At 29.7% G+C, this 23,154-nt stretch carries 20 protein-coding genes and 1 tRNA gene; 8 read left to right on the top strand and 13 right to left on the bottom strand.

Annotated features, from left to right (window positions below; all coding sequences use genetic code 11):
* Position 1: 1 nt before the first annotated feature.
* The 3 genes from pdxS to disA all read left to right on the top strand — a co-directional run bounded on the left by pdxS (position 2) and on the right by disA (position 2,642).
* Positions 2–880 carry a pyridoxal 5'-phosphate synthase lyase subunit PdxS gene (gene pdxS, locus EO083_RS08735; protein WP_004103611.1) on the top strand — a complete coding sequence of 293 codons (879 nt, stop codon included), beginning with the start codon at positions 2–4 and terminating at the stop codon, positions 878–880.
* 3 nt (positions 881–883) lie between these two features.
* Positions 884–1,450: a pyridoxal 5'-phosphate synthase glutaminase subunit PdxT gene (gene pdxT, locus EO083_RS08730; protein WP_126993901.1), complete on the top strand. Its 567-nt coding sequence runs from the start codon at positions 884–886 to the stop codon at positions 1,448–1,450.
* 103 nt (positions 1,451–1,553) lie between these two features.
* Positions 1,554–2,642, top strand: coding sequence for a DNA integrity scanning diadenylate cyclase DisA (disA, locus tag EO083_RS08725; protein WP_206512288.1), 1,089 nt, complete (start codon positions 1,554–1,556; stop codon positions 2,640–2,642).
* 14 nt (positions 2,643–2,656) lie between these two features.
* Here the strand turns inward: disA and encB are convergent, their stop codons facing one another.
* The 5 genes from encB to EO083_RS08700 all read right to left on the bottom strand — a co-directional run bounded on the left by encB (position 2,657) and on the right by EO083_RS08700 (position 7,610).
* Positions 2,657–2,968 (bottom strand): encapsulin nanocompartment ferritin-likeEncB family encapsulin nanocompartment ferritin-like cargo protein cargo protein, encoded by a 312-nt coding sequence (gene encB / locus EO083_RS08720; protein ID WP_126993897.1) that lies wholly within the window; start codon positions 2,966–2,968, stop codon positions 2,657–2,659.
* Positions 2,969–3,022: 54 nt separating this feature from the next.
* Positions 3,023–5,752, bottom strand: a complete 2,730-nt coding sequence (mfd, locus tag EO083_RS08715) for a transcription-repair coupling factor (protein ID WP_126993896.1) — start codon at positions 5,750–5,752, stop codon at positions 3,023–3,025.
* Between the two features lies 1 nt (position 5,753).
* Positions 5,754–7,025, bottom strand: a complete 1,272-nt coding sequence (locus EO083_RS08710; RefSeq protein ID WP_126993895.1) for a nucleotidyltransferase — start codon at positions 7,023–7,025, stop codon at positions 5,754–5,756.
* Entirely contained in the window at positions 7,022–7,471 is a 450-nt protein-coding gene (locus tag EO083_RS08705; RefSeq protein ID WP_126993893.1) for a hypothetical protein, read from the bottom strand. The genes EO083_RS08710 and EO083_RS08705 overlap by 4 nt, the downstream gene beginning before the upstream one ends.
* A gap of 64 nt (positions 7,472–7,535) precedes the next feature.
* Positions 7,536–7,610, bottom strand: a tRNA-Val gene (locus EO083_RS08700).
* A gap of 77 nt (positions 7,611–7,687) precedes the next feature.
* On the opposite strand from EO083_RS08700, the gene EO083_RS08695 reads away from it, so the two are divergent.
* From EO083_RS08695 to EO083_RS08675, 5 genes are all read left to right on the top strand, one after another.
* Positions 7,688–8,776: a hypothetical protein gene (locus EO083_RS08695; protein ID WP_126993891.1), complete on the top strand. Its 1,089-nt coding sequence runs from the start codon at positions 7,688–7,690 to the stop codon at positions 8,774–8,776.
* 112 nt (positions 8,777–8,888) lie between these two features.
* Positions 8,889–10,733 (top strand): ABC transporter substrate-binding protein, encoded by a 1,845-nt coding sequence (locus tag EO083_RS08690; RefSeq protein ID WP_126993889.1) that lies wholly within the window; start codon positions 8,889–8,891, stop codon positions 10,731–10,733.
* A 78-nt stretch (positions 10,734–10,811) separates the two neighbouring features.
* On the top strand, positions 10,812–12,476 hold the full coding sequence (locus EO083_RS08685; RefSeq protein ID WP_126993887.1) for an Rqc2 family fibronectin-binding protein: 1,665 nt from the start codon (positions 10,812–10,814) through the stop codon (positions 12,474–12,476).
* The gene (gene uvrB, locus EO083_RS08680) at positions 12,469–14,454 is read left to right on the top strand and encodes an excinuclease ABC subunit UvrB (protein ID WP_126993885.1); all 1,986 of its coding nucleotides are present in this window, start codon (positions 12,469–12,471) and stop codon (positions 14,452–14,454) included. Before EO083_RS08685 ends, uvrB begins: the two co-directional genes overlap by 8 nt.
* A 50-nt stretch (positions 14,455–14,504) precedes the next feature.
* Complete coding sequence (locus EO083_RS08675) at positions 14,505–15,317, top strand: GGDEF domain-containing protein (RefSeq protein WP_126993883.1); 813 nt, start codon at positions 14,505–14,507, stop codon at positions 15,315–15,317.
* A 13-nt stretch (positions 15,318–15,330) separates the two neighbouring features.
* Here the strand turns inward: EO083_RS08675 and coaE are convergent, their stop codons facing one another.
* The 8 genes from coaE to EO083_RS08635 are packed head-to-tail and all read right to left on the bottom strand — an operon-like array spanning position 15,331 to position 22,902.
* A complete protein-coding gene (gene coaE, locus EO083_RS08670) occupies positions 15,331–15,870 on the bottom strand; it encodes a dephospho-CoA kinase (RefSeq protein ID WP_126993881.1) in 540 nt (179 codons plus the stop codon).
* Positions 15,867–16,082, bottom strand: a complete 216-nt coding sequence (locus tag EO083_RS08665) for a hypothetical protein (RefSeq protein WP_126993879.1) — start codon at positions 16,080–16,082, stop codon at positions 15,867–15,869. Before EO083_RS08665 ends, coaE begins: the two co-directional genes overlap by 4 nt.
* Entirely contained in the window at positions 16,082–17,431 is a 1,350-nt protein-coding gene (locus EO083_RS08660) for a glucose-6-phosphate isomerase (RefSeq protein ID WP_126993877.1), read from the bottom strand. The genes EO083_RS08665 and EO083_RS08660 overlap by 1 nt, the downstream gene beginning before the upstream one ends.
* 31 nt (positions 17,432–17,462) lie before the next feature.
* Complete coding sequence (locus EO083_RS08655) at positions 17,463–17,975, bottom strand: adenine phosphoribosyltransferase (protein ID WP_126993875.1); 513 nt, start codon at positions 17,973–17,975, stop codon at positions 17,463–17,465.
* Between the two features lie 20 nt (positions 17,976–17,995).
* Complete coding sequence (locus EO083_RS08650; RefSeq protein ID WP_126993873.1) at positions 17,996–19,603, bottom strand: phosphodiester glycosidase family protein; 1,608 nt, start codon at positions 19,601–19,603, stop codon at positions 17,996–17,998.
* 9 nt (positions 19,604–19,612) lie between these two features.
* Positions 19,613–20,917, bottom strand: a complete 1,305-nt coding sequence (locus tag EO083_RS08645) for a thymidine phosphorylase (protein ID WP_126993871.1) — start codon at positions 20,915–20,917, stop codon at positions 19,613–19,615.
* Positions 20,904–22,178: a sensor histidine kinase gene (locus EO083_RS08640; RefSeq protein WP_126993869.1), complete on the bottom strand. Its 1,275-nt coding sequence runs from the start codon at positions 22,176–22,178 to the stop codon at positions 20,904–20,906. The genes EO083_RS08645 and EO083_RS08640 overlap by 14 nt, the downstream gene beginning before the upstream one ends.
* A gap of 4 nt (positions 22,179–22,182) precedes the next feature.
* Entirely contained in the window at positions 22,183–22,902 is a 720-nt protein-coding gene (locus EO083_RS08635) for a winged helix-turn-helix domain-containing protein (RefSeq protein ID WP_004103564.1), read from the bottom strand.
* Positions 22,903–23,154: the final 252 nt, after the last annotated feature.

Genomic DNA, 23,154 nt, shown 5'->3' with positions numbered 1-23,154 from the left:
AATGACACAAAAAGGTACATGGATGGTAAAAGAAGGTTTTGCTGAAATGTTTAAGGGTGGAGTAATAATGGATGTTACAACTGCAGAGCAAGCAAAAATAGCAGAAGAAGCTGGTGCAGTTGCAGTTATGGCACTTGAAAGGGTTCCAGCAGATATTAGAAAAGCTGGTGGCGTTGCAAGGATGGCTAGCATTAGTAAGATTAAAGAAATTATGGAAGCTGTTTCTATTCCTGTAATGGCTAAAGTTAGGATTGGCCATATTGCAGAAGCAAGGATATTAGAAGCTTTAGGAGTAGACTTTATCGATGAATCTGAAGTTTTAACTCCAGCAGATGATAAGTATCATATAAACAAATGGGATTTTAAAGTTCCATTTGTTTGTGGAGCAAGGAACTTGGGAGAAGCATTAAGAAGAATTGCAGAAGGTGCTGCGATGATAAGAACGAAGGGAGAAGCAGGTACAGGAAACGTTGTTGAAGCTGTAAAGCATATGAGAACTGTAATGGACGAGATAAGAATGGTTCAAAATATGCCTGATGAAGAATTGGTTACCTTTGCTAAAAATATTGGTGCTCCCGTAAACCTAGTAGCAAAAGTTAAAGAATTAGGAAGACTTCCTGTTGTTAATTTTGCTGCGGGTGGTGTTGCAACTCCAGCAGATGCAGCATTAATGATGATGCTTGGTGCCGATGGAGTTTTTGTTGGAAGTGGAATATTTAAATCAAAAGATCCAGCAAAAATGGCAAAAGCAATTGTTATGGCTGTTACATATTGGAATGATCCAGAAATGTTGTTAAAAATTTCTGAAGATATTGGACAGCCAATGGAAGGTTTAGAGATAGAAGAACTTGATGTAAAACTCCAAGAGAGGGGTTGGTAAAAGTTGAAAATAGGTGTTTCTGGGATCCAAGGAGATTTTAGAGAACATAAAGTTATGCTTGAAAAACTTGGAGTAGACGTTAAGGTAGTAAGAAAACCTGAAGAGTTAGATGAAGTTGATGGTTTAGTTATTCCTGGCGGTGAATCAACTACAATGATTAGAATTATGAAAATGGTTAACTTATATGAAAAACTTAAACAAAAAATTAAAGAAGGATTTCCGGTATTTGGCACATGTGCTGGAATGATTTTACTATCAAAAGAAGTTGTAAACTTTCCTCAAGACTCTCTAGGGGTAATTGATATTAAGGTGGAAAGAAACGCATATGGTAGACAAGTTGATAGTTTTGAAGAACAGATTGAGGTAAAAGGATTTGAAAAACCATTTAATGCAATTTTTATACGTGCGCCTAAGGTAGTAGATTACGGTGAGAGCGTTGAAGTTTTAGCAACTTATATGGATAGTCCAGTGCTATTAAGACAGAATAATGTCCTTGTAGCATCATTTCATCCAGAATTGACTGAAGATACAAGGATTCACGAATATTTTTTGAATATGGTGAAAAAATAATGTGAAGATTAATAAGTAAATTTTTAAAGCCCCAATTATATAAATTGGGGCTTTTTTTAGTTTATTGATATGATATAATATTTTTTAGATAAGAAAATGTTAAATGGGGGTTAATAAATTGAGTATTCCACAGGAATTAATTTCAAAAATAAAACTTCTTGCTCCAGGAACAAAATTAAGAAAGGCGCTTGATGACATAGTATTAGCAAATTTTGGAGCACTAATTGTTTTTATTTCAGAGGAAAAATATGAAAAATATTCGGATATTTTTCAAGCGGGATTTAAATTAGAAATTCCCTTTTTACCAGAAAAATTATATGAACTTGCAAAAATGGATGGAGCAATAATAATCGATGATAATGTAACTAAGATCTTGGCAGCAAACGTACATCTTGTCCCAGACCCAAGTATACCAACAAGTGAAACAGGAACCAGGCATAGAACAGCGGAAAGAGTTGCTAAACAGCTGGGAGAGCTTGCAATAGCAGTTTCAAAAAGGAGAAATGTTATTAGTCTTTACTATGGAAGTTATAAATATATTATTAACGATATTAATTTTTTAATTACACGGGTTAATCAAGCTTTAAATACATTAGAAAAGTATAGACAGAATTTTGATAAGATGATTTTAAATTTGGATGTTTTAGAGATTGAAAATAGAGTTAATCTAATTGATGTTGTAGAAATTATCAACAAAGGGATTGAAATTTTGAAGATAAAAGAAGAAGTTGAACCGTATGTTATTGAACTTGGTGTTGAAGGAAGACTTGCATCAATGCAATTGTTAGAAATAATTGTCGAATTAGAAGATATATTAAAAAATTTGATTCTTGATTATTCTAAAGAAGATATTGATGAAGAAGATGAAGCAATGCAAATTCTTGAAGTCTTAAAAGGGTACAAAGAAAGAAAACCTATTTCAACTGCCAGACTTTTGGGATATGAAGATATAGCTAACATAAACCAATTAAATGATTATCATGTTCAATCTAGAGGTTATAGATTGTTAAGAAACGTTGCAAAAATCCCAATGGCAATTACTCACAATGTGGTAAAGGCGTTTGGAAATGTATTCTCTTTGAGTAATGCAGATTTTTCGGCTTTAAAGGAAGTTGAAGGTATTGGTGAGAAAAGAGCAAGTGCAATTATTGATAGTATAAATTCAATGAGAAAAAGGATATCCCAAGGTTAGACTTGGGATATCCTTTATTTTTTCTCTTTTAATTTCTCTATTTCTTCTTCAACTTCTTTAGCACCCTCCAAATAGAATTGCTCTTCATCTGGAGATAATTCTTTTAGAAGTCTTAAAAATTCACCAGCATGTACTTTTTCCTCATTGGCAATGTCGTATAAAACTTCTTTTGCAAGTTGGTTATCTGTTGATTCGGCAAGTTGAGTGTATAACTGAATTGCTTCATATTCTGCTGCAATCATGTATCGAATAGCTCTAACTAACTCTTCATGCGAAAGTTTTCTATCACTTTTTAATGATGAAAATGGATTGGAAAATTCTGGCATAGCATTCACCTCCATTATTTGACTTAAAGCAATTATACCATAAAAGCTTATAATTTATGATTTTGATAATTTTCCAATTTCATTTATAAATTCTTCCTCTGTTGAATAGATAATATATGCTTTCTCTTTTTCATTGTAAATATTTGGCAGACTAAAATTAATTTTTTGGCCGGTATAAACTACTATATTATCTTCATATAATTCTATCTTATTAATAGATAGTTTAGAAGCAATTATGCGCATTCTTGCGTACTTTAACAAATTTAGCGCACTTTGTGGAACTTTTCCAAAGCGATCATTTAATTCATCAATTAGATCAAAAATCATTTGTTCATTTTCGAATGAAGATATCCTACGATAAATTCTAAGTCTTTCTATTGGATTTGCAATATACTCTTCTGGTATTATGATTGAACCTTTTATACCAATTATTTCTGTTTTAATTTCGTTGGTGATTTTTCCGTATTCTTTGTTAAGTACTTCTTCTAGTATTTCAAAGTAATAGTGAAAACCAATATCATTTATAAACCCATGCTGTTCAAGTCCAAGAATATTTCCGATTCCCCTAATTTCCATATCTTTAAGTGCTATTTGAAAACCACTACCTGGTCCCATAATTTCTTTAATTGCTTTTAATCGTTCTTTGGCTACTTTATTTATTTTTGAAGGATGAAAAAAATATGCAAAAGCTCTTTTATCTGAGCGGCCAACTCTACCTCTTAATTGATAAAGCTGAGCAAGCCCATATCTATGTGCATCATCTACAATTAGCGTATTTGCATTAGGAATATCAACACCATTTTCGATAATTGATGTTGCCACAAGAACATCTAATTTCCCATGATAAAATTCTTCGATCACTTTTTCCATTTTCTTTTTTGGCATTTGACCGTTTGCTATATCTATAGATACTTCTGGAACTATTTCTTTTAACTTTTTAGCTACATCTTCTATATCATTAACTCTATTATGTACATAAAGAACCTGACCACCTCTATTTATTTCTCTCATTATAGCTTGTCTGATTATTTTTTCATCGTAAGTATTTACATAAACCTGTATGTTTTTTCTTCCAAAAGGTGGTGTTTTAATAACAGACATGTCTTTTATACCACTTAACGCCATGTGTAAAGTTCTTGGAATAGGAGTTGCACTCATTGAAAGTATATTAATGTTTATTCTTAATTTTTTTAAAGCTTCTTTTTGTTGAACTCCAAATTTTTGTTCTTCATCAATTATTAAAAGGCCAAGATCAGAAAATTTTATTGATTTTAATAAGCCGTGTGTTCCAATAACTACATCAGTAATTCCTGTTTCAATTTTTTGTTTTACTTCATCTTTTTGTTTTTTTGTAAGAGAACTGTCATATAATTCAACGTTTATTCCAAATGGTTCAAACCTTTTTTTGAAATTCTCATAGTGTTGACGTGCAAGTACTGTTGTTGGTACTAAAACAGCTACTTGTTTTCCGGAAATTGCAGCTTTAAAAGCAGCTCGCATTGCAACTTCTGTTTTCCCATATCCTGCATCTCCTGCGAGTAATCTATCCATGTTTTTCTCAGAAGAAAGGTCCTCTGAGACTTCTTCGATTGCTTTTAATTGGTCTTGAGTTTCAATGTGAGGGAATGTCTTAGCAAATTCTTTTTCAAGTTCGCTATCACCTGGTAAAGAAATTCCCTTAGTATTTTTTCTAAGTGCATTTATTCTGAGTATTTCTTTTACAATTTTTTCAATTTGTGATTTTGCCTTTTTAACTCTTTTAGACCAATTATTTTTCTTTAGATTATCCAAAGTTACATTTTCATTTGTTCCTATGTATTTTTGTACCAAATCTAATCTGTCTGTAGGAACAAAAAGCTTAGAATCGTTAAATTGTAAAATTAAGAATTCTCTTTCTAAATCTTTTTGGGTAATTTTGGTTGTACCTACAAATTTAGCAATTCCATATTCTTTGTGTACTACAATGTCCCCAATATTAAATTCATCTTCAGATAATACAGGAAGGCTATTAATTTCCTCTTTCTTTTTTTTATCGATTTTTAATTTTTGTATGTCTGTTTTTAAATCGATTTCATTTGCAATTTTTATTATTTCTTTAAAGTCTATTCCTGAATATCTTATGTAATTTTGTCTAAGTTTGGGATCTATAATTAGTTGTCTTATTTCTCTTTCTTTTTTTGAAAAACTTTCTATTACTTTAGGTTTATTAAAAATTTGAAATTCGATATTATAATCTAAAAAAGTTCCGTTGTATTTTTCACCGATCATTGTTTCATGAATAACTGGTTCAATATATTCTCTTGCTGGAAGTATAAGGGCTTTTTCAATTTTTCTAATACTTTTTTGAGTAGAAGGATCAAACTGTCTAATGTCTTCAATTAAATTGTCAAATAATTCAATACGAGTTGGTACTTCGTTAGGACCATAAAAATCTATTATATCTCCACGTATTGAAAATTGACCTCCTTCGGTAACATTATATACTCTTTCATATCCAAACTTTGAAAATAATTCTTCAGGTGACTCAAATATATCACCAACTTTTAATTCAATGACATATTTTTTAAAAATTGCGGGAGGCATTACGAACCTTGTTACAGAATACAACGTAGCTACCCCGTTTAGCTTATTATTAAGGGCAAGATATAAAGAGTATATTCTTTTTGATCTTACAAACCATGAATTTTCAAGATTTTCATATGGGAAAACATCATAGGAAGGAATATAAAAATATCCTTTGATATTGCACTCTTTTTCAGATGGAACTATTAAAATTTTATTCATATTATCCCTCAATTATTATCGGCTTTCTAAAATCCATACCAGATTTTCTTTGAGAAGAGTTAGGATAAAATAAAGTATAGATATTACTTGCAAGTATGTCTTTTTCAAATTGCCAATTATATAAGCTTATGTTAAAATCCCATCTTCTTTCACTGTTTTTTAAAACATCTTTTAGTATTTTGCTTTTGAGTGAAGGATTTGTGATGATTGGAATTTTTGTTTTTTTCTTTGCATTTGATAAAAATTCTTGACCTTTTTTTGTGAATCCAAGAACTCTTGCATATTGAGGTCCTAGTTTATTTGAAAATTCCATATAGTTTTTTTCAAAATTGAATATCGCATGGAATATCAACCTTCTTATTCTTGAGAATGTAAATCTTTTTGCTTTTATATTTTCAATGAATTCTTTAAGATTAGTAGAAATATTTGCGCTATCAATAAATCTTTTGTCTAAACCTTCACTAAAACCATATATGTTTTCTAAATTTTTCCTTGTCTTTAATCTAAATTCAGAAAGTATAAATTGTTCTAAATTTTCCAAAAAGATAGGACCTCTTCCATTTTCAAATTCCTCTTTTAGTATTGAATAAGTGCTTTCTGGTACATATTCTTTAATACTTTTTTCAAGTTTTATAGCATTTCTAATTGATGTAGCTGAAGAAAATTTTCCAGATAAATTTTGTTCATTGTATTTTGCACCAACACGTTTAATAACATGATACTTAATGTTGCTTTTATATTTAAAAATTGCTTTAATATATTCTATTCCTAGAATATCATTTGAGTTTTCTAGCTTTTTAATAGTATCCAAATCAGTCTTTAAAAATTTTTGAAGTGCAAATTTCCTTGCATTTGGATATGATAAACCTTTTTTTAGTTCTCTTTTTATTAAGTAATCAAACTCTTTTGAATTTTCATATAAGATTTTGGATATCTTTTCAAGAAAGGAAATATCAGCACTTTCACTTCCAAATACAATATCTGTAACAAGACCAAGTTTATGCATTAGGCCAACTGAGCCAATAGCAAAGCCTCCGGCATCTTGTAATGAATAAATAGTTGGAAGTTCAAATACTACATCGATACCATTTAAAAGAGCCATTTTGGCTCTTGCAAATTTGTTAACTATAGCAGGTTCTCCTCTTTGGCAAAAATTTCCACTCATAACCGCAATTGTAAAATCAGGTTTTACTAGCTTTTTTGCAGATTTTAAATGATAGAGATGACCATTATGGAAAGGATTATATTCAACTACAACTCCTAAAACTTTCATTCTTCACCTCTAAATTTTCTGAAAACAAGTATTCCGCAAATAACTAATATAGCAAGATTTATTAGGAAAAGCATCATACAAATGTACATAGCCTCAATTTTATTACCGTTAATTCCAAAAAATTCTAAACCTAACCAAGTTGGCCCTAACGATGCTAATTTGTATAATTGAAATAAAAATGATATAAATGATAGTAAAAAGGAAATTATTATCCACAAATTAGCATATTCCCATGAATCTTTGGAAATTGAATAGAAACCTATAAAAAAACCATTGAGCGTGAATGATATTGCTATTATTAGCAATGCTGATGAAATATTCATATCGATAGAAAAAATATTTTCTATCACGGGTGAAAAAAAGAAAATAGCTATGTAAAAACTTAAAAAGATTAATCCAATTGTTGAAAGCAATGTACCTAAAATATAAATTAAGTATTTTTCCATGTTTTACACCTCTTTAAATATTTTACCACAAAAATAGGGCCTTTAAGGCCCTTGATTAATTTTTTGGTGGGTGCGGCAGGGATTGAACCTGCGGCCTCTTCCGTGTGAAGGAAGCGCTCTCCCACTGAGCTACGCACCCATGCAAAAAAATAATACCATAAAAATTTTTTAAAATCAAGAATTTGGTGTATATTTTTTATGGGGGCGAATTGAAAAATGGTTAAGAAATTTATTAATTTTACGCTATTTTTTGTTTTGGCTGTTATGTTTTTTATAATTATTTCTCCTTACGTTTTTAAATATCAAAAATTTTTTCCAAAAACTTTGAACAAGGAAATTGAGTTTATTAATTCCAAACTTAAATTACATTATATTGATGATGAGAGAGTAATTAATTTTAAAGATATAAAAATTAATAGATGGATGAATAAATACGAGTTTTATAAGATTCTATTTAAAGAATTTTCAAAGTATCCTGGGGTATATATGCTATTACCAGAATCTAATAAATCTACTTATGTTCTACCATTTGAAATTAGATTTGTTGATGGAGAATTTGTGGTTATTAATTCTTCATGTGATATTGAAGAAGGTGCAGTGGTTAGTAAAATTGATAACAGGGATTTGATTGAATACTTATCGGATTTTTATTCAGAAAAATATGTTATTAATGAGAACAAACAATTTTTTTCAAGATATATTTTCCTATTTTTAGGAGAATTTTTAAAGAAAAAGAGAATTGAGGTTGAATATAAATTTTTAGGAAAGAGTAAAAAAACAATTGTTGAAACGATTCCTTATGAAGAGTTTATAAGAAAAGATCCAGTTTTAGTAGAAAACAAATCAAATGATTTTGCTAATATAACGATTTTCTCTTTTAATTTTTTAGGAGATAAATTTTCAGAAATTTTTGAAGAATTTGAAAATATTGCAAAAAATAATAACATTAAACATATAACTTTAGATTTTAGATATGCATATGATATTCCAATTGACTTAAGTAGTTTATACATGATAATGTCATTTTTAATAGATAAAAAAACAATTTTATTTGAAGAAGCAATGTTTAAATTTGGAAGCTATAAGTATACTTATAAAAATTTTGGAGAATTATCTCCAAATAATGTAACGTTCAAAAATAAAGAAGTTGAAATAGTTGAAAATTGCTTTGATCCAATTGGAAATTTAATTTGTAATATAATTAAAAATGATAAATTAGAATTTTACAATAATTATAAGGAAATTATTACTCCTTGGACAAGGTTAAGAATATACATTCCAAGTGCTAAATTTTTTATTAAATAGCTATAATATTTAATGTATATTTTTATAAAATGTAAAAGAGTTGATTTTTTTGTAAAATATGTGGTATAATATTGATGAACCATTACACTACTCCAGAAGAGGGGGGATTTTTGTGAAAAAACTTTTAGCATTTTTGATGGTAGTATTTGCGGTAGTATTATTTGCTGCCGATCCAAACACTTTGGTAGATGCAACTATTGGTGAGCCAGATACTCTTGATCCACATCTTGCATACGACACAGCTAGTGGTGAGGTTTTGTATCAGGTATATGAGAACCTTATACAATATAAAGGTTCCAGTTTGAACGAATTTGAACCAAGGCTTGCAACAGAAGTTCCAACAGTTGAAAATGGACTTATAAGAGATGGTGGAAAGACGTACGTATTTCCAATTAGAAAAGGAGTTAAATTCCATAATGGAAATGATTTAACTCCTGAAGATGTTGAATACAGTTTCCAAAGAGCACTTCTTTATAGTCCAGCAGGTGGACCAGTATGGATGCTTTGGTATTCCATCTTTGGAATGTGGGATGTTGAAGATATGGTTTATGAAGTTTCCGGTAAAAAATGGAACGAATTATTCGATGAAAATGGAAATCCACTTCCAGAGGCTGAAGAAGTATTTAAGAAAGTTTATGATGTAGTAGATAAAGCAATAGAAGTAGATGGAGACAATGTTATAATCCATCTTAGAAGACCATATGGTCCATTTTTGAATGTAATTGCTCAAAGTGCTCACTGGGGAGCAATTCTTGATAAAGAATGGTGTATAGAAAAAGGACTTTGGGATGGTCAACCAACTACATGGTGGAAAGAGCATGTAATGTCAAAAGAAGATTCTCCAATTTATCAAACGGCAATGGGAACAGGACCATACAAATTTGTAGAATGGGATAGAGCACAACAAAAGGTAATACTTGAAGCAAATGAAAATTATTGGAGAGAACCAGCAAAGATTAAGAGAGTAATTATATGGGGTATTGATGAATTTTCAACTAGAAAAGCAATGCTAGAAAAAGGTGATGCTGATATTGCATATATTCCAACACAATATCTTGATCAAGTAAGAGGAAATCCAGATCTTGAAATAATTGAAGGTATACCAACATTATCAGTTACAGTTCTTGCATTTAACTGGTCAATTAGAGAAGGAAGCAAATACGTTGGTAGTGGAAAACTTGATGGAAATGGAATTCCATTGGATTTCTTCAGCGATGTTCATGCAAGAAAAGCAATTGCACATGTTATCAACTATGATGCACTTATAAGTGAAGTATTGAAAGGCTTTGCTAAGAGAGTTCCAACAGCATTACCAGAAGGTCTTCTTGGATTTGATCCTTCACTTCCATTGTATGATTTCAATCTCTTTAAAGCAAGACAAGAATTAATGCAAGCATGGAACGGAGAAGCATGGAAAAAAGGATTCAAATTCTCAGTTGCATATAACTTAGGAAATGAAGCAAGACAAAGAACAGCAGAAATGGTAAAAATGTATCTTGAAATGTTATCACCAAAGATTAAAGTTGATGTAGTTGGTTTGCAATGGCCAACATTCTTAGATGCAACAAAACGTGGAGAACTTCCAATATTCATACTTGGATGGCTTGCAGACTTCCCAGACCCAGATAACTTCATATTTACATATTATGATTCAAAAGGTGACTATAGTTCAAGGCAAGGAGCAAAATTCAGAGAATTTGTAAGTACACCTATGGAAGAACTTGGTGGAAAGAGTTTGGATGATTTAATTGAGCAAGCTTCAGCAGAAACAGATTCTGCAAAGAGAGCAGAGTTGTATGCACAAATTCAAAAATTTGTTGTAAAATATGCAATTAGTGTACCTCTTTATCAACCTGTTGGAGTTAGGGTTCACAGAAAATGGCTCAAAGGTTGGTATCCAAATGCAATGAGACCAGGTGATGATTATTACGCATACTGGTTTGAGGGAAAAGAATAATTAAAAAGTAATTAATTTCTTGCGGCCCATTATGGGCCGCATTTTTTATGTTATACTTAGGTATAGGAGGTAGATAAAATGCCATACGATGGGTTTGTTATGAGGCAATTTTTAGAATATTCAAAACCATATTTGCTTAATGCTCATATTAGAAATTTTTATATCTTTAATAAGATAATTTATTTTAGTTTTCAAAATTTTGATTTAAAAGTTTCTCTCAATCCAAGTTATTCTTATATAACTTTTGAAAAAAGAAATTTACCTTTAAACACTAAAAGTCATTATTTTGTTGAGTATTTAAGAAGTAAAGTTAGAGGTGGTATGATAAAAAATATTGAGCAAATTGGATTGGAAAGGACTTATAAGTTTGAAGTTTACAAAGTTGATGACGTTGGAAATAAACATAATTATGAAATTTATATCGACATAATGGGAAAACATTCAAATATAATTTTAGTAGAAAATGGGATAATTTTGGATGCCTATAAACGAATAAAAAATAGATTTAGAAACATTTTTCCAGGAGAACAATTTAAAATTTTCAGTTCAAATAAAATTAATCCTCTTGATGTAAATCAAATTAAAAAGCTTAAAACTATTAATGAAAGTAAAAAGGCTTTAGAATTTATTTACAAAAATATTCAGGGATTTTCTAAAGTAACTGCTAGAGAATTGTTGTATAGAGCAGGTATAGATGAAGATGAAGTTATTAAATGGGATGATAAATTAGAAAAAATTTTGAAGGAAATTATTCAGGAATTTAGTGAAAATTATATGTATGTTTATTTTGAGAATAATAAACCATTTGAAATTTCTGCATTTTCTTTAAATCATTTAGCTGAAAAATTTAGAAAATTTTCAAAACCTGACGAAGCAATTAATTTGTTTTTTAGTTGGAATGAAAAAAAGAGTTTAATTTATCAAAAGAAAAAGACTTTAGAAGATGTATTGGTAAAATATATAAGCAAGTTGGAAAATACATTAGATAAGATTAATAGTGAAATTGAAAAAAATAAAAATTACGATTTGTATAAAAAATATGGAGAACTTTTAAAGGCTTATTTTTATCAAATTGATGAAAAGATGAACAAAGTAGTTTTGTATGATTGGGAAAATGATGAAAATATCGAGGTTCCTCTAGATTCTAATAAAGAACCACTTGAAAATGCAAATCATTACTTTAAAAAATACAATAAAATGAAAAATAAGTTGAAAGGTCTTTTAGAGAGGAAGAAAGTATTAGAAGATGAATTAGACTACCTATATCAAATCTGGTACACAATTGAAGAAGCTGAAAGTGAAGAAGAAATTGAAGAGATAAAATTTGAAATGCAAAATATGGGGTTGATAAGAGAAAAGAAAAGCAGAGGTAAAAAAGTTAACAAATCAGAGCCAAGAAAAGTAGAGCATAATGGGTTTGTAATATATATTGGGAAAAATAACAAACAAAATGATGAGCTTGTTCGCAAATCAAATGATGAAGACTTGTGGTTTCATGTTCATGAAATGCCTGGATCACATGTTGTATTGAAAAACAATGGAAAGGTTATAGACGAAGAAGTTATAAGATTTGCTGCGGAGCTTGCAGCTGGGTATAGTAAAGGTAAAAATTCAGGAAAGGTTCCAGTTGACTATACAAAGGTAAAATATGTTAGAAAAACTAAAGGTTTAAAACCTGGCCTTGTATTGTACAGTAATTATAGAACAATTTATGTAAGACCGAGGAGGATTGATGATGTTTAAGGTCTATTCGGATTTTTCACCGTCAGGAGATCAACCTGAGGCAATTAAAAAATTAGTTGAAGGTTTAAAAAAAGGATATAGAATACAAACTTTATTAGGTGTTACAGGAAGCGGAAAGACATTTACAATGGCCAAGGTTATCGAGAATGTTGGCAAACCAACTCTTATAATTTCACCCAATAAAACTCTAGCTGCTCAATTATACTCTGAATTTAAATCTTTTTTTCCAGAGAATAAAGTTGAATTTTTTGTAAGTTACTATGATTATTATCAACCGGAGGCATATATTCCAACCAGGGATTTATATATTGAAAAAAATGCTGACATTAATGAGGTAATTGAAAAAATGAGAATCAGTGCAATAAAGTCAATTATGACTAGGAAAGATGTTATTGTTGTAGCAAGTGTTTCAGCAATATACAATTGTGGAGATCCTAAAGATTTTAGTGATTTGAATTTTGTTTTATCTGTAGGGCAAGAGATTGATTTAGAAGGATTTTTAACACATTTAGCAAGAATTGGTTATGAAAGGAAGGAAGAAGTTGCACTTGGAGGAACTTTTAGAGTTAAAGGCGATGTCATAGAAATATATCCTAGATATCAAGATGAAGGAATAAGAATTGAACTTTTTGGTGATGAAATAGACTCGATCTATACTTTTGATCCATTGAACCGAAAAATTATAGAAAAGCTTGACAGGGTAGTTATCTATCCTACAAAAGAATTTATTACGACAGAAGAAAAAATACAAAGAGCAGTCAAGTCAATTTTAAAAGAATTAGAAGAACAGTTAGAACATTTTAAAAATCAAGGAAAGTATTTAGAGGCTGAAAGATTGAAGCAAAGAACAATGAATGATATTGAACTTCTTACAGCACTTGGATATTGTTCAGGTATAGAAAACTATTCAAGACATTTTGATGGTAGAAATCCTGGAGATCCACCATACAGTCTTTTAGATTATTTTGGAGATGATTATCTTGTATTTATAGATGAGTCGCATATAACTATTCCCCAACTTAGAGCAATGTATAGAGGAGATTTTTCAAGAAAGAAAAACCTGGTAGATTATGGTTTTAGACTTCCATGTGCTTATGATAATAGGCCACTGAAATTTGAAGAATTTTGGAATAAGGTTAAAAATGTTATTTTTGTTTCAGCAACACCAGGAGATTTTGAAATTAATAATTCTCAACAAGTTGTAGAGCAAATAATAAGGCCAACAGGACTTGTTGATCCTGAGGTTGAGGTAAGACCTACTCAAAATCAAATAGATGATCTAGTTAATGAAATTACCAAAATAAGAAAGCAGAATGAACGCGCATTAGTTACTGTTCTTACTAAAAAAACTGCTGAAAAATTAGCAGAATATTTAATAGAGATGGGTATTAAAGCCTTGTACATTCATTCTGAACTTGATACGATAGAACGTGTCGAAGTATTAAAAAAACTTAGAAGAGGAGATGTAGAAGTAGTTGTTGGTGTAAATTTGTTAAGAGAAGGATTAGATTTACCAGAAGTTTCATTGGTTGCGATATTAGATAGTGATACTGAAGGGTTTCTGAGGAGTGAAACTACATTAATACAGATTATTGGCAGGGTTGCCAGAAATATAAATGGTAAAGTAATTATGTATGCTGATAAAATAACACCGGCTATGAAAAAAGCAATTGATGAAACAAATAGAAGAAGGAAAATTCAGATTGAGTATAACAAGAAACATGGTATTACTCCAAAAACTATAATTAAACCACTTGATGAAGAGATATTTAAGCAGTTTATGATAGATGAAGATGAGGAAAAAGAAGAAATTAAAACAATATTTGAATTAAAAGAATCGCTATCAATTGAAGAGTATATTGCATTGCTTGAAGAAGAAATGTATAAGGCTGCATCAGAGTTAAGGTATGAGGATGCGGCAAGATTAAGAGATGAATTATTTAATATCAGAGAAAAATTAAAGAATAAATCTTTTTAAACGATAATATAAATGAAAATAATAAAAAAATTGTATAATAAGGTGAGAGTATGGAAAAGATATCAGATGTTATATTCAAAGCAAGTGAAACTTTGAAGGAAAAGGCATTATTTCCATTATTTTCAATTTCTGTTATAGATATAATTGGAACAATTGAAAAGAAAGATTTTTTCTATAAAATGGCTAGGACTTTGTTTAATATAGTTCCAGCAGTAAATGGTGTAGAGATTTTTGATAACATTAAGTTAATAGCATCGTTTGGGACAACTAATGGTAAAAATAAAGATTACAAACTAGATAATATAGTTTTTAGATTGTATTATAATAAAATTACTCAATTTGAAGAAAGCCTTTTAAAATATATTTTGACAATTGCCGAAATTCACTATAGAAATGTTAAAAAATTCGAAGAGGTGAAAGAAAATTCACTATACGATGAATTAACTGGTGCTTTAACAAGAAAAGCTGGAATAGAAATTTTGCAAAAAAAGTTTTACGAGATTAAAAGAAGCAACAAAAAAGCAAGTATAGTGTTTATAGATATCGATGGTTTAAAAGAAACGAATGATAAACTTGGACATTTTGCAGGTGATAAATTGCTAAGAGAGTTTGTTTTAGTTATTAAAGAGTTAATAAGAAAAGGTGATTTTATAATTCGTTGGGGTGGTGACGAGTTTGTATTGTTTTTAAATACTATGGATGCAAAGAGTGTAATTAATAGATTGGAGAATTTGATCAGAACGAAGTTTTCATGGGGCGTTTCCATAATTCCAGAAGGGTTTAATGACATTTTAGAAGCGATTGAATATGCAGATAAGCTTATGTATAAACAAAAATTTTTAAAAAAGATGAAAAATAATTAAAAAAGTGCCTCTTTTAAAAAGAGGCACTTTTCATAATAAAAGTATAGATTTTTTCAAGCTTTTCATAAAGTTCTTTGATTGATCCGTCATTGTTTATAATAATTCCTTCATCAAGTATGTCAACTTGGTTTTTTAATATGTTTTCTATAGCTTTTTGAGAAAGTCTTCTTTCAGAAACTCTTTTAAAAATTGTATCTAAACTACATTTTACTGTAATTGTAAAATCACATTTTATTTTTAATCTTCTTTTTATAGCTGCTTCAATTACATAGAAATTTTCTTTGGCAGTCATTCTTTCAAGAATTTCTAACATTTTTGGATGTAAAATTTGTTCTAATTTTTTGAGCATTTTTTGATCTTGAAATACGATATCTCTAATTTTGCTTCTATCTAATGTATTAAAAACTTCTAAGATTTTGTCTTTTTCATGTTCAAAGGCAATTTTCCCAAGCTCATCCATATTTATATACTTAAACCCTTTTTCTTTAAAAAATTTCGATACAGTTGATTTTCCTGTTCCAATTTTGCCAGTAACACATAATATTAATTTCAAATTACCTTCACTCCTAAATCTTTAATTTCATTACTTTCTAACTCTTCTTTGGTAATAATTCTAAGAGTTTTTTCTGGTAACATGTTTTTAGGAGTTTTTTTAATTTTTTCTTCAAGATTTTCATCATTTTCAATTATGATAGTAATAAAGTCATCTGATTCGTAAATATTTATTGGAGAAAAAATGTTTGATAAAATTTCAATATAATTCATTACAATTCAATCCTTTTTTCCTCAATGTTTATTTTATATTCATCATAACCTGGTCTTCCCATCAGAGCATAAGTTAATTTTTTACCAAGTTCAACACCAGGTTGATCGTAAGGATTTATATTAAACAATTCACCAGCTATTGCAGTTGCAAGTTCATAATGCATAAAAAATTCGCCAACATGTACTTCATCAATAACAGGGAATGTTATTTTTAATGAGGGCTTACCATGTTCCAAAATAGCACTTTCAGTTCCAAGTTGTTCGTTATTTAACAATTCAGATAGGTATTTTCCCTGTAAATAAGAAAGAGCTTCTTCATCATGAACATTTGGTATTTTAATATCCCTATTAAATTTTTCAGTTTTTAAGAAAGTAATGATTTTATCATCTGGACCTTCATTATACAATTGAACCTGTGAATGCTGATCAACAGCTCCAAGTGCTTTAACTGGTGTTTGTCCTACATTAACTATATTTCCATCTTTGTCTAGTTTTTTTCCAAGGCTTTCTGCCCATAGCTGCCTATACCAATCAGCGAGGTGATAGAGTCTATTTGAATAAGCCATCATAACGGAGATATTTCTTCCTTTTTTGTAATATAAATAGTGAGTGATTGCTATTAAAGCTGCAGGATTTTCAAATAGTGGTTTTAAGAACCTTGAATAAGCAATTTTTGCCCCATCGTACAAAGCTTCTATGTTTATACCTGCTGCGTATGCTGATAAAAGACCAACTGGTGTTAAAACACTGAAGCGACCACCAACATTTTGTGGTATTTCTAAAGTTTTTATGTTTTCTTCATTAGCAATTTTTCTTAAAACCCCTTTTTCTGGATCGGTAGTAAAGATAAGATGTTTTTTAGGATCGAGACCATATGATTCAATAATTCCACGAGCAATTAGATAATTTGACATTGCTTCAGCTGTACTTCCAGATTTTGAAATGACATTAAACAATGTCTTTCTTATTTCGATTGTATCTAAAATGGAAGCAACAAAATCTGGATCAACATTATCTATAACAAAAATTCTTAACTTTCGGTTTCTTTCATCTTTTGAAAGAAAGTTCCAGTTAAGCGGTTTCAATGTATTTTGAAGCGCAATATTTCCTAAAGCTGAACCTCCAATACCAAGAACTACTAAATTATCAAACTGAAAAATAGTATCTTTTAAATCTAAAACAGAATCTATCCATTTTCTTGAAAAGATAGTTTCAACAAATCCAGGGCGGTTAGTATCAATTTCCTTTATGATTTGATTTATTTTATTTTCGTATGATTTTACTTCATCAAGTGTAATATTATTTGGAACTTTATTGCTAAATAAATTTGTAAAGTCAAATTTAAGCATTTTACACACCCCTTTATTTTAAGAATTTTATTTAAAGGATTATTAATGATATAATATTTTCATCTTTTAATATATTTCTGGGGTTGAGATAACTAAGTTCAATTAAAAATGACATCGCAACTACTTCTCCACCGGCTTTTTCAACAAGTTTTTTTAATGCTTTTGCTGTTCCACCTGTTGCAAGAACATCGTCGAAAATTATAACTTTCTGTCCTTTATTTATGCTATCAACGTGCATTTGAAGTTCTGCTTCTCCATATTCAAGGGTGTATTTTTCAGATATTACTTCATATGGTAGTTTTCCAGGTTTTCTTACAGGAATAAAACCCTTATTTAATTTGTAAGATAACGCACCGCCAAAGATAAAACCGCGAGCTTCTGGTGCAACTATTAAGTCAAAATCTATTTCGGATAATTTTTCAGCAAGCATATCAATAGCATGTTTAAAAGCCCCTTTATCCTTGAGTAACGGTGTAATATCTCTAAATATAATCCCCTTTTCTGGAAAATCAGGAATATCTCTGATAAATGTTCTTAAATCCACAACAGGCACCTCCAAATTTTTTATTTTACGCCCAATCCAACTGGTATACCACGTTGAATAGTACCATCTTGATTTACAACTTCGTCCTGTATTACCATAGCACTTGATCCACCACCATCTAGCATCATAGCATAAAAATATCCTTTTTCAAGTAAAAATTCTGTTGCTATATCATAATTCATTCCAGGTGAATCATTATATCCTTCAATTACAATAAAATCAACTTTACCTTCCTTTGTAATTGCAATAATAGTTCTACTAGTCTTTGATAATGCAAGACCATTACCATATCTCAATTTTTCTTCATCACTATCTATTAATTTTTTTCCATTTTCAATTAGCAAAGGGCCGGCACCTATTGCATGCTTAATAGGGAATGGAAAATCAGAATTAAGTGTTAAATTCACCTTTGAGCCCACTTCTATATTTTTAAGATATTTATCGTACTTTTTTGTAATTAAAAGAACCATTGAGTCTTTTGGGACTTTTTCAACGTATTCTTTTGAAATTATTTGATTATTGGATATTACAAAATAATTTTTATCATCATCTTTAGGAATTTTTAATGCATATTCATCTGTATATAACAAAACTTCACCTTTTGCATTTGTATTCACGCCCTTTACGAGAAAAAGCAAATCATCAAGATAAATATTTACCTCTAGGTTAATTCTTTTTATAAATACTTCATTTGAATACGTTACTATAAATACAGGTCTTAGCCCGTATTTGTCCGATAAAAGTTTACCATCTTTTATAACCAAGTCAATTGGTATATTAGTAGATGGATCAAAATAGTTTGCATTTATACCAGCAATGCAATTATTGTTTTTAAGCATTTCTCGCAAGTCTTCTCTGGTGCCTATTCCATTGCTTGAAATAATTGGAAGAATTTCTACTTTTTTTGGATCTATGTGTAGATAATTTACTAAATATTTTTTTTCATTAAAAACTTCAATTTTCCTTTCCCATTCAAGTCCATCCTTTAAAGTTTTTTTATCTTCTTCTGTAAAATTAAGAGCAATTTTGACAATATTTTTTTGAAAAGAAATAATTGGTACTGGTTTAAGCCTATTGTTTAAAATAAAAAATAAGAATGAATTTTCATTTTTTTGAAAACTAACATTACCTATTATTACAGGATTACCATTAATCGGTTTTAATTCTATTGTCAAATCTCTGTTGTCAACCAATAAATTAATAAATTCTTTTGTTATTTCTTTAGAAAAGAAAAATGTTAGATTATTATCTTTAAATTCGACACTTTTTAGTAATGGTAAAGTATCATAATATATAAAGAGATTGCCCTTTTTAATAATCGAAAGATTTAGATATTCTTTTAAGAAGTCAATATTTAAGTAAAGTTCATTATTTTCGATTTTATAGGCGTTTTTATACTCAACATCAAAATTTATGGTAAATGTACCATCTTTTCCAATAAAAAGATCATCATTAAATACCATAAAGATTTTTTCATTTTTAACATATTTAAATCCAATATCTTTTAAAGTTTTTTCATCAACCCACTTGTCGGGAAAAAAATAAGCTTTGTTTTGAAACAACAATGAATTAGCGAAAAATAGTGCGCTAAAAATAAAAATCTGAAGAATAAGAATTAACTTTTTCAAAGAGACACCTCACTTTACTATGTCTAAAATAATTTCCAAAGAATTAATTTCCGTAGAAGAAATATTGTAAGCTTGTTTGAGCAAGTTCATAGCTTCATTAATATTGCTTTTTTCACTTACATAAAGTCTTACCAGTGTATCTCCATTTTTTACTTTGTCGCCAATTTTTTTCAAGAATTCTAATCCAACAGAATGATCAATATTGTCTTCTTTTTTGACTCTACCTGCACCTAAGTAATTACAGGCAATCCCAACTTTTTCAGTATCAATGCTTGAAATATATCCATCCTCTGATGCTTTGAATTCAACTATTTTATTGGAGATAGGTAATATTTTTTCAGGAGATTCTACAACCATTTCATTTCCTTCTTGTGCTTTAACAAACTCTTTGAATTTTTCAAGGGCTTTACCCGTATCTAGAGCTTCTTTAGAAAGCTCAAAACATTTTTCATATGATCCAAGGCCAGCTAAATGGCACATCCAGGCAGAAAGTGTTAAGCAAAGAATTCTAAATTTTTCATCGCCTTGTCCTTTTAAAGTATTAATTGCTTCTAATACTTCAAGAGAATTTCCTGCAAAGGTTCCAAGTGGTTCATCCATGTTTGTTAAAACTGCAACGGCAGTTTTGTTATGAGATTTTGCTATTTCGACCATTGCACTTGCAAGTTCCTTTGCTGAACTAATGTCCTTCATGAAAGCTCCACTACCTACTTTTACGTCTAAAACAAAGGCATCAGCACCACCTGCAAGTTTTTTGCTCATAATACTTGAAGCGATCAACGATATTTCATCGACAGTTGCAGTAGCGTCACGCAGTGCATATATTTTCTTATCCGCAGGTGCTAAATTTGCTGTTTGTCCTACAACCGCAATTTTATATTTATTTACATTCTCAAAGAATTTTTCAAGACTTAATGAAGTTTTAAAACCTGGAATTGATTCTAGTTTGTCAATGGTTCCACCTGTGTGGCCTAACGCTCTTCCTGACATTTTTGCAACAGGAATTCCTAACGATGCTACAATAGGTGCAACAACCAATGTTGTTTTATCACCAACGCCACCAGTTGAATGTTTGTCAACTTTAACTCCTTTTATTGGAGAAAGATCAAGCATATCACCAGATTTTGCCATTATTTCCGTAAAAATAGCTCTTTCGTCTTTGTCAAGATGTCTAAAGTAAATTGCCATTAAAAAAGCTGACATTTGATAATCTGGAATTTCCCCATTTACATAACCCATTATCATATATTCAATTTCTTCTTTTGTTAATTTACCACCATTACGTTTTTTTAAAATTACATCATACGGTCTCATTGTTATCTTCCTCCCTGTTGATTGGTAATGTAACTACAAATTTTGTTCCAACACCTTCTTTACTTGTAAATTCAATAACTCCATTGTGTTTTTCAACTATTGTTTTCACAATTGAAAGTCCTAAACCTGTTCCGCCCATTTTTCTACTCCTTGCTTTGTCAACTCTATAAAATCTTTCAAATAATTTCTTTTGAGCTTTTTCGGGAATACCAACTCCTGTGTCTTTCACTACCAATTTAATTGAGTTATTTTCTTTCCAAGCTTCAACAGTGACTTTCTTTTCGCCTTTTTCCTTTAATGAAGTATATTTGATTGCATTATCAACTAAATTTAATGTCATTTGAGTTAACCTGTCCTTGTCACCAACTAAGTATAACTCGTCAGGATAAACAAATTCAACTTCTACTTGATAATCTTTTGCAAGCGGCTCAATTATATTTCTAACATGTTCTAAAACTTCAGTAAAATTTATTTTTTCGAAAACAAATTGTGTATTTCCTGATTCAAGTTTTTCTAGATCTAAAAGATCGTTTATAAGTCTGGTCATTCTTGCAGCCTCAGATTCTATAATTGATAGGAACTTTCTGATTAATTCTTTATCTTCAAGATCATCTTCAAGTAGCGCTTCAGCATAACCATGTATAGAAGTAAGAGGTGTTCTAAGTTCATGTGATACATTGGATATGAATTCTTTTCTAACATTTTCAAGGACACGTTCCTGTGTTACATCATGCAATACTATAATAAATCTTTCGTTATTTTGTTCTAAGGTAACAGGTACAATTTTCACTTCATAGTATTTTTTTTCACCATTAACGAATATGCTTATTTCACCAGAAGTTAAGCTTTTATTATTAATGGTTTCATCAAACATTTGATTGACATAATAATCTTCAAAAACTTCATAAATTTTCCTTTCTTCAATTCCGGGTCTAGTAATTTTACGTGCTTCATTATTAGCGAAAGTAATAGTTCCATCCTTTTTAGTGATTATAATAGGATCAACTATGTTGTTGAGTATAGTTAAATGATTTTTTAAAGATAGTTCAAGGTCATAATTTTCTTCTTCAAGTTTTGTAATTTTTTTTCTTATTTTTTCCGCAATATAAAGAGGAGGAGAATCTTTTTCCTCCTCTATTAACTGTGCTAATTTATTTAAAGCTTCTTTGTAAATTTTCATTTTTGATAATTTTTTTCTAAAATAGGCAATTGTTATTAATAAGATTATTGTTATAAGTATTGTTGAAACTTCAAAAAGCATGTCATTATTCTTCCTTCCCAGGATCTCTAAACTTGTAGCCCTTTCCTCTAACAGTTACAATATATTTTGGGTTAGAAGGATCTTCTTCTATTTTTGTTCTAAGTCTTCTTATATGCACATCGACTGTTCTTGTGTCACCAAAGTAGTCATAACCCCATAATTTATCAAGTAGTACATTTCTTGAGAAAACTTTACCCTCGTTTTCAGCTAAAAATCTTAAAAGATCAAATTCAAGAGGAGTAAGGTTTACTTTTTTACCTTTGATTTTAACTTCATATTTGTCTACATCTATTTCGAGATCTTTTGCAACAATTTTTTTAGGTTTTTCTTCTTTAACTTGAGTGGAAAGTTGCATTCTTCTAAAGACTGCTTTTATACGGGCAAGTAATTCTCTTATACTAAATGGTTTAGTTATATAATCATCTGCGCCAAGTTCCAAACCTAATACTTTGTCGAATTCTTCACCTTTAGCGCTTAGAAAAATTACTGGTGTAGATTTATATTTTTCTTGACTTCTAATATTTCTGACAAATTCAAATCCGTCCATTCCAGGTAACATAATATCAACTAAAAACATATCAATTTCTTTGTCTTTTATTTCTTCTAAGGCTTTTTCGGCATCTTCAACAGGAACAACCTCATACCCCTCTTTTTCAAGCGTAAAACTAATAAGTTCTAATATCTCAGGCTGATCATCAATAACCATGATCCTTCTCTTTCCCATAAAATTAACCTCCTCTCGATTTTAAATGTTAACTGATATCTTCTTGAAACATTATATCATATTTTTTAACAAAATGGAAATACTTTTGCATGTATTTGGAACAAAAAAATGTTATAATTCTGTTAACAAAAGGTGATAATAAAATGTTTAAAGAACTTTTACATTATAAATTTAAGTTGACCCTGGCCAAAGTAAAAAATAGGTTAAATTAGAATATAAAAAAAGGGCTACACCTGCTAAAATTATTTTTGT

It is taken from the genome of Thermosipho globiformans, assembly GCF_003990895.1.
Classification (GTDB): Bacteria; Thermotogota; Thermotogae; order Thermotogales; family Fervidobacteriaceae; genus Thermosipho; species Thermosipho japonicus.
The sequence above is the reverse complement of the archived record's forward strand: the minus strand, read 5'-3'. Positions and strand labels throughout refer to the sequence as shown.

Bases quoted from the DNA above. Each gene is read 5' to 3' on its own strand.
- EO083_RS08705 (WP_126993893.1), bottom strand. From the start codon at position 7,471: ATGGAAAAATACTTAATTTATATTTTAGGTACATTGCTTTCAACAATT.
- EO083_RS08675 (WP_126993883.1), top strand. From the start codon at position 14,505: ATGGAAAAGATATCAGATGTTATATTCAAAGCAAGTGAAACTTTGAAG.
- EO083_RS08635 (WP_004103564.1), bottom strand. From the start codon at position 22,902: ATGGGAAAGAGAAGGATCATGGTTATTGATGATCAGCCTGAGATATTA.
- mfd (WP_126993896.1), bottom strand. From the start codon at position 5,752: ATGAATAAAATTTTAATAGTTCCATCTGAAAAAGAGTGCAATATCAAA.
- EO083_RS08695 (WP_126993891.1), top strand. From the start codon at position 7,688: ATGGTTAAGAAATTTATTAATTTTACGCTATTTTTTGTTTTGGCTGTT.
- uvrB (WP_126993885.1), top strand. From the start codon at position 12,469: ATGTTTAAGGTCTATTCGGATTTTTCACCGTCAGGAGATCAACCTGAG.
- EO083_RS08685 (WP_126993887.1), top strand. From the start codon at position 10,812: ATGCCATACGATGGGTTTGTTATGAGGCAATTTTTAGAATATTCAAAA.
- EO083_RS08665 (WP_126993879.1), bottom strand. From the start codon at position 16,082: ATGAATTATATTGAAATTTTATCAAACATTTTTTCTCCAATAAATATT.
- pdxS (WP_004103611.1), top strand. From the start codon at position 2: ATGACACAAAAAGGTACATGGATGGTAAAAGAAGGTTTTGCTGAAATG.
- disA (WP_206512288.1), top strand. From the start codon at position 1,554: ATGGGGGTTAATAAATTGAGTATTCCACAGGAATTAATTTCAAAAATA.
- encB (WP_126993897.1), bottom strand. From the start codon at position 2,968: ATGCCAGAATTTTCCAATCCATTTTCATCATTAAAAAGTGATAGAAAA.
- EO083_RS08710 (WP_126993895.1), bottom strand. From the start codon at position 7,025: ATGAAAGTTTTAGGAGTTGTAGTTGAATATAATCCTTTCCATAATGGT.
- EO083_RS08640 (WP_126993869.1), bottom strand. From the start codon at position 22,178: ATGCTTTTTGAAGTTTCAACAATACTTATAACAATAATCTTATTAATA.
- EO083_RS08660 (WP_126993877.1), bottom strand. From the start codon at position 17,431: ATGCTTAAATTTGACTTTACAAATTTATTTAGCAATAAAGTTCCAAAT.
- EO083_RS08645 (WP_126993871.1), bottom strand. From the start codon at position 20,917: ATGAGACCGTATGATGTAATTTTAAAAAAACGTAATGGTGGTAAATTA.